The sequence below is a fragment of the Sphingomonas sp. SORGH_AS_0870 genome (genome assembly GCF_031453175.1).
Taxonomy (GTDB): Bacteria; Pseudomonadota; Alphaproteobacteria; order Sphingomonadales; family Sphingomonadaceae; genus Sphingomonas.
In genome coordinates, this window is sequence record NZ_JAVIYW010000002.1 from 525,486 (window position 1) to 538,416 (window position 12,931).

General features: G+C 68.7%; 17 protein-coding genes. 8 read left to right on the forward strand and 9 right to left on the reverse strand.

What is annotated here, in order from left to right; translation table 11 throughout:
* The first annotated feature begins 66 nt into the window (after window positions 1-66).
* Window positions 67-789 carry an acetoacetyl-CoA reductase gene (gene phbB / locus QE363_RS02905; RefSeq protein ID WP_056432167.1) on the forward strand — a complete coding sequence of 241 codons (723 nt, stop codon included), beginning with the start codon at window positions 67-69 and terminating at the stop codon, window positions 787-789.
* A 110-nt stretch (window positions 790-899) separates the two neighbouring features.
* Here the strand turns inward: phbB and QE363_RS02910 are convergent, their stop codons facing one another.
* Entirely contained in the window at window positions 900-1,238 is a 339-nt protein-coding gene (locus QE363_RS02910) for a glycine zipper 2TM domain-containing protein (protein ID WP_307102199.1), read from the reverse strand.
* A gap of 190 nt (window positions 1,239-1,428) precedes the next feature.
* On the opposite strand from QE363_RS02910, the gene QE363_RS02915 reads away from it, so the two are divergent.
* A complete protein-coding gene (locus tag QE363_RS02915) occupies window positions 1,429-2,430 on the forward strand; it encodes an esterase-like activity of phytase family protein (protein WP_309691629.1) in 1,002 nt (333 codons plus the stop codon).
* Window positions 2,431-2,926: 496 nt separating this feature from the next.
* Here the strand turns inward: QE363_RS02915 and rpmB are convergent, their stop codons facing one another.
* On the reverse strand, window positions 2,927-3,235 hold the full coding sequence (rpmB, locus tag QE363_RS02920) for a 50S ribosomal protein L28 (protein WP_307102206.1): 309 nt from the start codon (window positions 3,233-3,235) through the stop codon (window positions 2,927-2,929).
* Between the two features lie 150 nt (window positions 3,236-3,385).
* Between rpmB and QE363_RS02925 the strand changes: the two genes are divergently transcribed.
* The gene (locus tag QE363_RS02925; RefSeq protein WP_307102207.1) at window positions 3,386-3,598 is read left to right on the forward strand and encodes a hypothetical protein; all 213 of its coding nucleotides are present in this window, start codon (window positions 3,386-3,388) and stop codon (window positions 3,596-3,598) included.
* A gap of 81 nt (window positions 3,599-3,679) precedes the next feature.
* Window positions 3,680-4,108, forward strand: coding sequence for a nucleoside deaminase (locus tag QE363_RS02930; RefSeq protein WP_309698071.1), 429 nt, complete (start codon window positions 3,680-3,682; stop codon window positions 4,106-4,108).
* Window positions 4,109-4,115: 7 nt separating this feature from the next.
* Here QE363_RS02930 and QE363_RS02935 read toward each other — a convergent pair whose 3' ends face one another.
* On the reverse strand, window positions 4,116-4,349 hold the full coding sequence (locus QE363_RS02935) for a hypothetical protein (RefSeq protein ID WP_309691630.1): 234 nt from the start codon (window positions 4,347-4,349) through the stop codon (window positions 4,116-4,118).
* A 100-nt stretch (window positions 4,350-4,449) separates the two neighbouring features.
* Window positions 4,450-5,127, reverse strand: a complete 678-nt coding sequence (locus QE363_RS02940) for an OmpA family protein (RefSeq protein WP_309691631.1) — start codon at window positions 5,125-5,127, stop codon at window positions 4,450-4,452.
* A gap of 141 nt (window positions 5,128-5,268) precedes the next feature.
* Here QE363_RS02940 and QE363_RS02945 point away from each other — a divergent pair, with 141 nt between their 5' ends.
* Complete coding sequence (locus QE363_RS02945) at window positions 5,269-6,570, forward strand: hemolysin family protein (protein WP_307102214.1); 1,302 nt, start codon at window positions 5,269-5,271, stop codon at window positions 6,568-6,570.
* A gap of 45 nt (window positions 6,571-6,615) precedes the next feature.
* Here the strand turns inward: QE363_RS02945 and QE363_RS02950 are convergent, their stop codons facing one another.
* The 4 genes from QE363_RS02950 to purD all read right to left on the reverse strand — a co-directional run bounded on the left by QE363_RS02950 (window position 6,616) and on the right by purD (window position 9,796).
* Complete coding sequence (locus QE363_RS02950; protein WP_309691633.1) at window positions 6,616-7,005, reverse strand: hypothetical protein; 390 nt, start codon at window positions 7,003-7,005, stop codon at window positions 6,616-6,618.
* Window positions 7,006-7,144: 139 nt separating this feature from the next.
* Window positions 7,145-7,705: a hydrolase gene (locus QE363_RS02955; RefSeq protein WP_309691635.1), complete on the reverse strand. Its 561-nt coding sequence runs from the start codon at window positions 7,703-7,705 to the stop codon at window positions 7,145-7,147.
* A gap of 34 nt (window positions 7,706-7,739) precedes the next feature.
* The gene (locus QE363_RS02960) at window positions 7,740-8,459 is read right to left on the reverse strand and encodes a hypothetical protein (RefSeq protein WP_309691636.1); all 720 of its coding nucleotides are present in this window, start codon (window positions 8,457-8,459) and stop codon (window positions 7,740-7,742) included.
* Between the two features lie 50 nt (window positions 8,460-8,509).
* Complete coding sequence (gene purD, locus QE363_RS02965) at window positions 8,510-9,796, reverse strand: phosphoribosylamine--glycine ligase (RefSeq protein ID WP_309691637.1); 1,287 nt, start codon at window positions 9,794-9,796, stop codon at window positions 8,510-8,512.
* Here purD and xseA point away from each other — a divergent pair.
* The 3 genes from xseA to QE363_RS02980 are packed head-to-tail and all read left to right on the forward strand — an operon-like array spanning window position 9,795 to window position 12,296.
* The gene (xseA, locus tag QE363_RS02970; RefSeq protein ID WP_309691639.1) at window positions 9,795-11,228 is read left to right on the forward strand and encodes an exodeoxyribonuclease VII large subunit; all 1,434 of its coding nucleotides are present in this window, start codon (window positions 9,795-9,797) and stop codon (window positions 11,226-11,228) included. The genes purD and xseA overlap by 2 nt on opposite strands.
* 16 nt (window positions 11,229-11,244) lie before the next feature.
* Entirely contained in the window at window positions 11,245-11,445 is a 201-nt protein-coding gene (locus QE363_RS02975) for a DUF2093 domain-containing protein (RefSeq protein ID WP_307102226.1), read from the forward strand.
* The gene (locus QE363_RS02980; RefSeq protein ID WP_309691641.1) at window positions 11,442-12,296 is read left to right on the forward strand and encodes a M23 family metallopeptidase; all 855 of its coding nucleotides are present in this window, start codon (window positions 11,442-11,444) and stop codon (window positions 12,294-12,296) included. Before QE363_RS02975 ends, QE363_RS02980 begins: the two co-directional genes overlap by 4 nt.
* A gap of 7 nt (window positions 12,297-12,303) precedes the next feature.
* On the opposite strand, the gene QE363_RS02985 is transcribed toward QE363_RS02980, so the two are convergent.
* Window positions 12,304-12,921 (reverse strand): hypothetical protein, encoded by a 618-nt coding sequence (locus QE363_RS02985; RefSeq protein ID WP_309691643.1) that lies wholly within the window; start codon window positions 12,919-12,921, stop codon window positions 12,304-12,306.
* Window positions 12,922-12,931 lie beyond the last annotated feature (10 nt).

Consider the following 12,931-nt stretch of genomic DNA (forward strand, 5'->3'; position numbering starts at 1 on the left):
CGGTCTTCGCCATTGCGGATGACCTCTGCCCCTTTTAAGCCACAATCGGAAAATGGGAGAGGTTTGATGGCACGGGTCGCGATTGTGACGGGTGGTACGCGCGGTATTGGCGAGGCGATCAGCCTGGCACTGAAAGAGGCGGGCGTGACCGTCGCCGCCAATTATGCGGGCAATGACGAACGCGCTCGTGAGTTCTCCGAACGCACCGGGATCAAGGCGTATAAGTGGGACGTCGCCGATTATGACGCGGTCCAGGCGGGCGTCGCGCAGGTCGCCGAGGAACTGGGCCCGGTCGACATCGTCGTCAACAATGCGGGCATCACCCGCGACGGCACGCTGCTGAAGATGACCTACCAGATGTGGAAGGAGGTCATGGACACCAATCTGGGCGGTTGCTTCAACATGGCCAAGGCGGTGTTCCCCGGCATGCGCGAGCGCAAATGGGGCCGCATCGTCAATATCGGTTCGATCAACGGCCAGGCGGGCCAGTATGGCCAGGTCAACTATGCCGCCGCCAAGTCGGGCATCCATGGCTTCACCAAGGCGCTGGCGCAGGAAGGCGCGCGCGTCGGTGTGACGGTGAACGCGATCGCGCCGGGCTATATCGACACCGACATGGTCGCCGCGGTCCCCGCCGACGTGCTGGAGAAGATCGTCGCCAAGATCCCGGTCGGCCGACTGGGCCAGGCGCATGAGATCGCGCGCGGCGTCGCCTTCCTGTGTTCGGACGAGGCGGGCTTCGTCACCGGCTCGACCCTGTCGATCAACGGCGGCCAGCACATGTATTGATGCAAGAACGCCGACCTCCACGGGGGAGATCGGCGTTCCGTCCTCGATACGCTACGCGAGGAAAACCGGGGCGGGTGGGGCAGATACAGGCCGCGCCCGCCCGAACTGTGTTAGCGGCAATAGCCCGGACGACCCGACCGCTCGATCGCGCGGCCCGCCAGCGCGCCCGCACCGCCGCCGATCAGCGTGCCCAGCGTGCGGTCGCCATCGGTGTCGATCGTCCGGCCCAGCAGACCGCCCGCGACCGCACCGACGATGGTGCCAGTGGTGCCGGAGCGACGGCACTTGCGCGCCTGATATTCGGCACGCGCGCCATCCTCATAACCCCGGTCGTAGCGATCGGCATGATAGGCCCGGCGATAGCGGTGCGCATCCGCGGCGGTCGCGGGCAGGACAGCGCCGCCGAGCATCGCCAGCGTGGTCGCCGCCAGGGTCAGGGTCTTCATCATGATATCACTCCCGATATTTCGTTTCGATCGGCGGTCCCGTCCGCCGTTGATCCGCTTCTGGACGATTCGGCTTGAGCCTTTCCTGAATGCCGCGGTTATCCGCCGTTCATCCGCGTCGGCCTGTGCCGATCCGATCGGGCGAGCGCATTTTTGGCGCTGTCGTGTTGCGGCGCGGCGCGTATGAGGCGCCATGCGTATCCTCCTGTCCTGCCTGTTGCTGCTGGCCTGTATCCCCGGATGGTCGGGTGAGGCGCGGCTGGGGCTGCTGGAGCAGCCGGGGCAGATGGACGTGCGCCGCGTCGCGCTCGACCCGCATGATCCGTCGCGCCGGATGCTGGGCGCGCTGACCTATCTGGGCGGTGTGGCGCTGACCAGCCGCGATCCGGCCTTTGGCGGATTTTCGTCGCTGACGGTGACGGGGGACCGCTTCACCCTGCTCAGCGACGGCGGCAATATCGTACAGTTCGCGATGGGCGGGGACTGGCGTCCACACGGCATCCGCTTCGCCAACCTGCCCGCGGGGCCGGGGATCGGGTGGCAGAAATGGGACCGCGACAGCGAACCGATGGCGGTCGATCCGCGCACCGGCGCTCTATGGGTGGGGTTCGAGCGCTATAACCAGATCTGGCGCTATGCCCCCGGCTTCGCGCGCGCGGAGGGATTCGTCGCGCCGCGCGCCATGAAGCGCTGGCCGATCAATGGCGGCCCCGAGTCGCTGGCGCGGATGCCCGACGGGCGATTCGTCACCATTTCGGAAGAGGCCAAGATTCGTCGCACGCTGTGGCGTGGGGGCGAGGCGTCGCGCAAGACGACGCGGCAGGGACTGATCTTCGCGGGCGATCCGTTGCGCCACCGCCCGCGCCTGTTCGCCTATCGCGTGTCGCCCGATTACGATGTGGCGGACGCCGCCGCCTTGCCCGATGGGGCGCTGATCGTGGTCGAGAGGCGGTTCCGGCTACCGTTCCGATTCTCGAATCGAATCATGCTGGTTCCGGCGGAGCGAATCGCGCCGGGGCGGGTGGTGCGGGGGCATCTGCTCGCCGAACTCGACGCGCCGCTGATCCACGACAATTTCGAAGGGGTCGCCGTGACGCAGGAGGGCGGGGCGACGATCCTGTGGCTGGTGTCGGACGACAACCAGCTGCCGATCGAGCGCAGCTATCTGCTGAAATTCCGGCTGGACCCACGCTGATCGGGCGATTCGCGAACGTGATTCGCGTGGCCTTCGACGTTGCATCGGCCGAACGGCGGTTTGGAATGGGCGAGGCGAATCGCGGACACGGATGCTGACACCCGTTCAGCCTGAGCGGAGTCGAAGGCCACGTCCCAGCGCCGATCGGCATTCCATAATGCCTTATCCTTCCCTCGCCCCTCGCAGAGGGGAGAGGGTTGCGCAGACTTGGTCTTTGCGAAAGCAAAGGCTTAGTCGGAGCTGGGTGAGGGGTGGGCGCTCGCTTGGCGAGCGCCGCGAGCCTTTGGGCTCGCTCAACCCCTCACCCAAGCTGCGCTAGCCAGCAGGCTGGCAAGCTTCGCTAACCCTCTCCCCTGTCCAGGGGAGAGGGAAGAAGAAGCAATCCTGACTGTCGATCCGACCTAGCCCATGCCCCTACCCACGCCCAACCAAACGTCGAAAACCCGCCGCTCCGGGGAGCGGCGGGCTTCGAAACCTCGGCAGTCGCGTCGCGCGATTAGGCGGCGGCGGCTTCGGTCTGGGTCGAGGCCAGCTTCTTCACGACGTCGCGCTTCAGGCGACGGGCGCGCAGGCTGAGCTGGTCGTCCGAGGTCTTGACGAGCCAGTTGTCGAGGCCGCCATTGTGCTCGACCGAGCGCAGGCCGTGGGTCGAAACGCGAAGACGGACGCTCTTTTCCAGCGCGTCGGAAATCAGCGTGACGTTCTGCAGGTTCGGCAGGAACGTACGCTTGGTCTTGTTGTTGGCGTGGGAAACGTTGTTACCCACCTGCCGGCCCTTGCCGGTCAGCTCGCAAATGCGCGACATGATCGTTATCCTGGTTTCAGGCAATGCCCGGAAAGGCCGCGCGGATAACCCGTACCGGCGTCCGCGTCAACCGATTCCCCATCGGGGCCCGTGCAACCGGCCCGGTGAACGGGGCGTTGTTACGGCAACGAACCTGATGGAGCCAGACCCATGCGCGCCTTTCTCGTCCTTATCGGCATCGTCCTCCTGCTGGTCGCCGGGGCCATGGCGATGGGCTGGGTCAATATCGACCAGACCCGTCCGGCGGTGGTGCAGGCCCCCGCCTTCCGCGCCGAGGGGCCCAAGGTCTCGGTCGGCACCGAGACCAAGACCGTCGAGGTGCCCACGGTGAAGGTCGAAAAGCCCGCCGACAATGCCCAATAAGCGATAAGGGGCAGGGGCACCGCTCTTGCCCCTGTTCGCCGCGCGCGGCAGGGAGGGGGCATGTTCCCACTCCCCGCCCCGATGCGCGCCGCGCTCGACGCCGCTGCCCAGGCGGGGCAGGCCGGGGAAGTGCCGGTCGGCGCGGTGGTGATTCGCGATGGTGTCATCCTAGCCACGGGGGCGAATGCGCCGCGCCGCCTGCACGATCCCACCGCCCATGCCGAAATCCAGGCGATTCGCGCGGCGGCGGCCAAGCTCGGCCGCGACCGGCTGGAGGATTGCGACCTCTGGGTCACGCTGGAGCCCTGCGCGATGTGCGCGGGGGCCATCGCCCATGCCCGGATCGCGCGACTCTATTATGCGGCCAGCGATCCCAAGGGCGGGGCGGTCGAGCACGGCCCCCGCTTCTTCGCCCAGCCGACCTGCCACCACCGGCCGGACATCTATGCCGGGATCGGCGAGGGGGAGGCGGCGGGCCTGTTGCGGGATTTCTTCGCGGCCCGGCGATGACGACGCGTCAGTCCGGTCCCGCGTGCTTCCGGAGGCGGCCCACCAGATAGTTCGCCAGAGCACCGCTCGCCCCGCCAACAAGCACAGTGCGCCATGCCGAATTCACACCGACATGCCATGCGTTGAGGATCATCAACGCGACGTAGGTGAACAGTCCCGTCAGCAGGGGCGGCGCCCATCTGGAGGCCCGCCAGCCCGTCTTGCCCGCCTGTGCCTCCATGTCCTTCGCCCCCTCGATCACCAGGGCATATCATAGGCGCGTGCGCGCGGGCCGCCCATGAAAAAAGGCCCGGACGGTATCCCGTCCGAGCCCTTTGCCCTGTTCGCGAATCGCGACTCGATCAGCGCAGGTCGCCCTCGCGGATCGGCACGATCTTGATCTCGACGCGGCGATTGGCGGCGCGGCCTTCCTCGGTGTCGTTCGAGGCGATCGGCTGCGACTTGCCGAAGCCGCGCGTGCCGATGCGGGCGGGCTGCACCCCGCGCGAGGCGAGATAATCCGCGACCGAGACCGCGCGCTGTTCGGACAGGCGCTGGTTATACGCATCGCTGCCGGTCGAATCGGTGTGGCCGTACACGTCGATATAGGTCTGTTTATACTGCGACAGGATGTCGGCGACCTGATCCAGCGTCTGGCGGAACTGCGGCTGCACCTGCGACGAGTTATAGGCGAAGGTGATGCCCGAAGGCAGGTTCAGCAGCAGGTCGTCGCCCTGGCGCACCACCTGTACGTCGGTGCCCGCGGTCCGCGCGCGCAGGTCGCGCTCCTGCTTGTCCATATAGGCGCCGATCCCGGCCCCGGCGAGGCCGCCGATGCCGGCGCCCAGGATCTTCTCGGTCCGGTCGCGTCGACCGCCGACGAGATCGCCGAGCAGATAGCCGCCGACCGCGCCGCCGATGCCGCCGATCGCGGCCTTGGACAGGCGCTGCTGTCCGGTTTCGGGATCGGTCGTGCAGGCCGAGGTGGCGAGCAGCGCCGACATTGCGGCCATGGACAGGAACTTAGCGGACGTCTTCATGCGCATAACCCTTGTTAGATTGTCGCGTCTCACCCCCGGAAACGCGGACCCGGTCGCGCTTGTTCCGCAAGCGATCTGAACGGAACATGACGACGGGAGTTGTCGAAGGCCCTCCCGTCCCGCTATGAGCACCCTGTACCGATGGCACCGCTGCCCCCCTTTCCGTGGATCGACGTCCTCATCATCCTCGCGCTTGTCGCGTTGAACGGGGCGTTCGCGATGAGCGAGCTGGCGATCGTGTCGTCGCGCCGCGCCCGGCTGGAGGCGATGGCGCGCAGCGGGCGCAAGGGCGCGCAGGCCGCGCTGACGCTGGCCGCCGATCCGGGCAAGTTCCTGTCGACCGTCCAGATCGGCATCACCCTGACCGGCATCATCGCGGGCGCCTATTCGGGTGCCAGCCTGGGCACGCCGACCGCCGCCCGGCTGGAGACGCTGGGCATCGCGCCCTCGACCGCCGCGACGCTGGGCTTCGCGCTGGTGATCGGGCTGACCACCTATGCCTCGCTGATCCTGGGCGAGCTGGTGCCCAAGCAGTTCGCGCTACGCAAGCCCGAGCCGATCGCCGCCTTCGTCGCGGTACCGATGCGCTGGCTGGCGGTCGGCACCGCGCCCATCGTCTGGATCCTCGATTCGACCAGCGGGGTCATCTTCAAGCTGCTGGGCCTGAACCGCGACAATGAGGATCAGGTGACCGCCGAGGAGCTGCACCTGATCGTCGCCGAGGCGTCCAAGTCGGGCGTGATCGAGGAGCATGAACGCTCGATCATCTCGGGCGTGGTGCGGCTGGCCGACCGGCCGGTGCGCGAGGTGATGACGCCGCGTACCGAGATCGACTGGCTGGACTGCACGCTGGACGATGCCGCGATCCGCGCCAAACTGCTCGAAAGCCCGCGCACCCGCCTGCCGGTGGGGGAGGGCTCGATCGACGCGGTGGTCGGGGTGGTGCAGGCGCGCGATATCGCGATGGCGCTGTTCCGGGGCGAACCGCTCGACCTCAAGCAGCTGATGCGCAAGGCGCCGGTCGTCATCGATCGGATCGACGCGATGGACGTGCTGCTGGCGCTGCGCCAGGCCGAGGTGCCGATGGCGCTGATCCATGACGAGTACGGCCATTTCGAGGGGATCGTGACCCCGGCCGACCTGCTGGCGGCGATCGCGGGCGAGTTCGCCTCGGACGCCGATCCGGGCGAGGCCCCCTCGGTGGTCGAGCGCGATGACGGCTCGCTGCTGGTCGCAGGCACCATGGCGGCGGACGCGCTGGCCGACCGGCTGGGCATCGACCTGCCCGACGACCGCGACTATGCGACCGTGGCGGGCCTGGCGCTGGCGGTGTTCCGCCATCTGCCGACCGAGGGCGAGAGCTTCGTCGAGCAGGGCTGGCGCTTCGAGGTCGTGGATCTGGACGGACGGCGGATCGACAAGCTGCTGGTCAGCGAAGCGTAGCAGACCGATAGCCCGTTGCGGCGGTCCCGCGACGCGAAGACGCGCCTATCCGGCCCAGCGGAAACGGACCAGCGCCATGACGAGCGCGAACACATACGCATAGCCGAAGCGGTCCAGGCGGATCAGGGACAGGCCCTTGCGCCGCCGGAGGCTGCCAATCACCGCCATGACGGCGCCCAGGACGAACGGCGTCACGATCACATTGATCCGGCGCCAGTCCGGGTTGGTGATGGGCGAGGACGGGAACAGCAACAGGCTCAGTCCGCCTGCCGCCAGGCCCCAAAGGGCGAAGCCGATGGTGGCAATGACCGGGTTCTTCGGCTTGCTGAAGGTCTCGCCCATGCTGTGCAGCCCGATCTCCGCAGCCGTCTCGATCAGCAGCTGGATCAGGATTTCACCGCCATATTGAATCAGGATCTCGAACAGGAATTCCATGCCGTTCCCCCACCCCTCACCCAAGCTGCGCTAGCCAGCAGGCTGGCAAGCTTCGCTAACCCTCTCCCCTGTCCAGGGGAGAGGGAAGAAGATGCAATACTGAATGGCGATCCGCCATGGGTGGGATCGATGGCGGGACTCAACCTTCCAACCGAATATCCCCGGACGCCACCACGCGCGCGATCAGCGGCAGGATATGATCGACCGCAAAGGCGTGGAGTTCGCTCGACCGTGACGCGCAGGCATCTTCGGCGATGACCACGTCATAGGACAGCTCCCACGCCGAACGCGCGGTCGATTCGACGCCCATATTGGTCGAGATGCCCGCAATCACCACCGTTCGCACCCCGCGCCGGCGCAGTTGCAGGTCCAGGTCGGTGCCGGTGAAAGCGCCCCAGTGATGCTTGAGCACCACGATGTCGCCAGGCTCGACCAGGCCGGGGACCAGTTCGCTGAAGTCGGGCGGGGTGCCCTCGGGCGGCAGGCTGGGGCGGTCGACCGTCTGGCTGGGCATCGTCTCGGGCGTGAAGCCGACATGGACCAGCACGACCGGCGCACCCGCCGCGCGGAATCGGGCGGCGAGGGCCTTGGCGGTGGCCACGACCTCGTCTCCCGAGCGGGGGCCGCCGGCGCGCGGGACGATGCCCTGTTGCAGGTCGATGAGGATGAGCGCGGTGGTGGCGGGATCGAGTGTCGTCATCGCACCTCAACCGACCGGCAAAGCCCCCGTTCCGTCAGAGCCTGCCGAACACCGCCTCGAAGCCCGCACGGTCGCCCGCCGCCAGCAGCCGCGCCTGTTCCAGCCAGCGGTCGCGCGCCATCCGGCCCGAAAACGGCCCCAGTTGCGCATCGAGCGACTGGGCCTGCGCCTCGCTCAAGCCCGCCATGTCGCCGACCGTGGTGATGCCATGTTCGGCCAGCTTCTGGGTCAGCTTGGGCCCCAGGCCCTTGAGCAGCGTGATCGGCTGATCCTCGGGCCGCGCGGCCTGGGCCGGAGCAGGTTGCGGAGCAGCCTCGGCGGCGGGGCTGGCGGCCAGGGGCGCGGCCGCGGCGACCGGCTCGGCGTTCAGCGGCTCGTCCGCCACCGGCGATTCCTCGGGTGCCGCCGGGGCGGGCATGACCGGGGGCGGCGGCGGGGCGGCCGGAGCCGGAGCGGGGGCAGGCGCTGGTGCGGGTTCCGGAACGGGCTGGGGCTCCGGAACGGGCCGGGGCTGCGTCAGCGCGGCCTCGCGGATCGGGGCGCTGTCGGGCTGGCGGAGCGCGACGCCCGCTTCCTCGGCATTGTCCTCGACCTGGCGGGTGGCCTTGTTCCGGCGATGCTTGAGCCGCATCCCGATCAGGATGACCGCGATCGCCGCCACCGCGACCAGCGCGATCAGGGCGAAATGGATGGTGGTGATGGTCGCCACGCCATCAGGGATCAGGCTTTGCGCCGTCGCAGAAGTCTCGTTCATCGACTTACCCTATTGTCCCATCGCCCCGATCGCGAGCCCAATCGTCAGGCTCAGGCCTCGGTTCCCTGTGCATCGGCCTCCCGCGCGACCTCGCGCCAGCCGATGTCGCGGCGGCAGAAGCCGTCGGGGAAGCGGATCGCGTCGACCGCACGATAGGCGGCGGCCTGCGCCTCGCCCACGGTGGCGGCGCTGGCGGTGACGGCCAGCACGCGGCCGCCGCTGGCGACCAGCTGCTCGCCGTCCATCCGGGTGCCCGCCTGGAACACGACCGCGCCGGTCGCCTCGGCGGCGTCGATCGCATCGATGCTTCCGCCCGCGCTGGGCGTGCCGGGATAGCCCGAAGCCGCCATCACCACGGTCAGCGCGGGATCGTCCGAGAAGGCGGGCGCGGGCAGCTCGGCCAGCCGCCCCTCGGCCACCGCCAGCATCACTGCCAGCAGATCGCCCTGGAAGCGCAGCATCAGCACCTGGCATTCGGGGTCGCCGAACCGCGCATTATATTCGATCAGCTTGGGCCCCTGCTCGGTCAGCATCAGCCCGGCATAGAGCACGCCCGAAAAGGGCGTCCCTTCGGCGCGCAGCGTATCCACGGTGGGGCGGACGATCCGGTCGATCGCCTGGCGCTCCAGCTCCGGGGTCAGGACGCGCGCCGGGCTATAGGCGCCCATGCCGCCGGTATTGGGGCCGGTATCGCCGTCGCCGACGCGCTTATGATCCTGCGCCGAGCCGAAGGGAAGGAGCGCCTCGCCATCGGTCAGGACGAAGAGGCTGGCCTCCTCGCCCGCCAGGAATTCCTCGATCACCACTTCGGCGCCGGGGACGGAGAACAGGTCGGTGATCGCGGCATCGGCCTCGGCGCGGGTGAAGGCGACGGTCACGCCCTTGCCCGCCGCCAGGCCATCGGCCTTGATGACGACGGGCAGGCCGAAGGTCGTGGCGAGCGCGGCCTGCGCGTCGGCGAGGGTCGAGACGCGGACATAGCCCGCGGTCGGGATGTCGGCGCGGCGGCACAGGTCCTTGGTAAAGCCCTTCGACCCCTCCAGCTGCGCGGCGGCCTTGCTCGGGCCGAACACGGGCACGCCCTCGGCGCGCAGCGAATCGGCCAAGCCATCGACCAGCGGCGCCTCGGGGCCGACCACGACCAGGCCGATGGCATGTTCCTTCACGAACGCCACCACGGCGGCGTGATCGGTCGCGTTCAAGCCGACGCAGGTCGCATGCGCGGCGATACCGGGGTTGCCGGGCGCGGCGTAGAGCGTATCTAACCCGTGCGACTGGGCCAGCTTCCATGCCAGCGCATGTTCGCGGCCCCCCGATCCCAGCAGCAGGACGTTCATGCCCGATCCTTATCCCTATGACGAAAGTTCGAGGCTGGTAGCCGAGGATATCGCCGGCGACAACGCGCTCGCGCTGTCGGTCGGCGAACTCAGCCTGAAGCTGAAGCGGATGGTGGAGGGCGAGTTCGGCCATGTCCGCCTGCGCGGCGAAATTTCGGGCTATAAGCGCGCCACTTCGGGCCATGTCTATATGAGCCTGAAGGACGAGAATGCGGTCATCGACGCGGTGATGTGGAAGGGGGCGGCGAACGGCTTGCCCTTCCAGCCGCAGGACGGGGTGGAGGTGATCGCCACCGGCCGCCTGACCACCTTCCCCGGCCGGTCCAAATACCAGATCGTCGTCGAACGGATGGAGCTGGCGGGTGCGGGCGCGCTGATGGCCCTGTTCGAGAAGCTGAAGGCGAAGCTGGCGGGCGAGGGGCTGTTCGCGCGCGAGCGGAAGAAGCCGCTCCCCTTCATGCCGCCGGTCATCGGGGTCATCACCTCGCCCACGGGTGCGGTCATCCGCGACATCCTCCACCGGCTGGAGGATCGCTGTCCCACCCATGTCATCGTCTGGCCGGTCAAGGTGCAGGGCGTAGGCTCGGCGGAAGAGGTCGCCGCCGCGATCCGGGGCTTCGACGCGATCCAGCCCGGCGGCCCGGTGCCGCGCCCCGATCTGGTGATCGTCGCGCGCGGCGGCGGCTCGATCGAGGATCTGTGGTCGTTCAACGAAGAGGTGGTGGTCCGCGCGGTCGCGGAATGCACGATTCCGATCATCTCGGCGGTGGGGCATGAAACCGACACAACGCTATGCGACTATGCCGCCGACTTGCGCGCGCCGACCCCCACGGCGGCGGCGGAGATCGCGGTGCCGGTGCTGGCCGACCTGCGCCTGACCGTGGCGAGCCACCGCCAGCGGACCGAACGCTGCGCGCGCCGCTATGTCGAGCGGGGGCGCGAGCGGCTGGACGCCATGGCCCGCCTTCTGCCCAAGCGCGACCAGCTGCTCGGGCCGCAGCGCCAGCGCGCCGACGAGGCGGGGGCGCGGCTCGATCGCGGGCTGGAGCGGCGGGTGACGCTGGCGCGCGGCGGGCTGGACCGGGCGGGCGCGGCGCTGCGCCCGGCGATCCTCGAGCGCCAGGTCGAGCGCGGGCGCGACCGGCTGGCCGCGACCTGGCGGCTGGTCCAGTCACTCAACCCCGACCGGATTCTGGAGCGCGGCTATGCCCGGATCACCGCGCGGCCCGGCGGCGAGACCTTGTCCTCGGCCGAGGCGGCGCGCGCGGCGGACACGCTGACGCTGCGTTTCCGCGACGGCACGGTCGATGTGGCGGTCGACGGGGACGGTAGCCGGGCCGGGGTTGAGCGCCCGGCCCCCAAAACCTATGACAAGCCCAAACGGGAGCCCAGGCCGGATCAATCCCGGCCGGACCAGCCCACGCTCCTTTGACCCGAAAGTGACGAAGATGCTGATGTCGAACACCGATCGCCCCGCGCGGCTCCATTATCTGGCCAACGGCTTTCGCGTCCTGTCGCCGGGCGACCATGTCGTCTGCGCGGTGACCGGCCGTCGCATCCCGCTCGAGGAGCTGAAATATTGGAGCGCCAGCCGACAGGAAGCCTATGCCGATGCGCAGGCGACCGCGCAGGTGCTCGCCCCGCAATGAGGAAGGCGGGCGGTGTCGCGCTGGGGCTGCTGGTCGCGGGGCTGGGCCTGTCCCCGGTTCCGGCGCAGACCGTCGCGGTGCCCGCCGCCACCCGCTCGGCGTTCCGCTGGACCGGCGAACTCAGCCAGGGCGGGTTGATCCGGGGACAGGCGCCTGCGGGTACGGTCGCGATGACGCTCGACGGACAGGATGTGCCGATCACGCCGGACGGGGCCTTCCTGATCGGGTTCGACCGCGACGCCGGACCCGCCGCCGAACTGGTCGCGACGCTGGCGGACGGTCGCCAGTTGCGCCAGAGCCTGACCGTCGCGCCGCGCGCCTGGCGGATCGAGCGGCTCGACCGCCTGCCCAAATATCCCGTTCCCGATCCCGAATTCCAGCGGCTGCGCCCGCCCGAGCTCGACCGGATTCGCGCCGCCCGTGCCCAGGTCACCGATGCGGAGGGCTGGCGTCAGCCGCTGATATGGCCGGTCCGGGGCCGCATCTCCGGCCTGTTCGGGGCGCAGCGAATCTATCGCGGCGAGCCGGGCAGCTATCACTCCGGCACCGACATCGCCGCCGCCACCGGCACCATCGTCCGCGCGCCCGCCGATGGCGTCGTGATCCTGGCGGCGGACACGCCCTTCACGCTGGAGGGGCATCTGCTGATGCTCGACCACGGCCAGGGTCTCAACAGCGCCTTCCTGCATCTGTCGCGCATCGACGTCCGCCTCGGCGACCATGTCCGCCAGGGCCAACCCATCGGCGCGGTCGGCGCCACGGGCCGCGCCACCGGCCCGCACCTCCACTGGAGCCTGCAATGGCGCGGGCGCAAGCTCGACCCGCTGCTGGTGACGGGGCCGATGGGGTGAGGGGGGGTCATTCCACCCGTTCGATCCGTACCGCCAGGTTGCCGTTGAACGAGGCCCGGAAACTGCCCATCGCCGCCTTGAAGATCCGCACCGACTGACCGACCTCCGGATCGAATCGCGCCTTTTCGGTCGTGCGCCAGACGCCGCCCTGATCCAGCCAGACGGTCCATTGATCCCGCCCGAATGGGGCCAGTCGAACCACCTTGGAGCGGACCTCGCGGATTTCCGGCTCCTTGGCTTCCTCGCGGCCGAACAGCTGAATCTCTGGCAGGCGCAAGCCGAACAGCGATTGCCGCTTCTGCCGAACCTCGCCCCGGTCGAGCACGACCATCTGTCGTTCGCTGCGCGCCTTGGCAAGCGCGGTTGCCGCTTGGTCGAAACAGGTCAGCCGTCGACCCGCATCGGCGATCGCGCGACAAGCCGTGATCTTGTCAATCAGCAACGCCGACTGCCCGCTATCCGGCGCATCCTGCGCCGCAGCGGGGCAGGCGCCCAGAATCGTGATCGCTAAAGCTATGACGTGTATAGCTTTTTTGGGTGTTTTTTGGGTCATTTTCCGCCGTCTACCCTTCCTATGATCCGACACGCCCTGTGTCAGTTTTGTCACTAGATTGCTAAAAGCCACGTCATTTTTG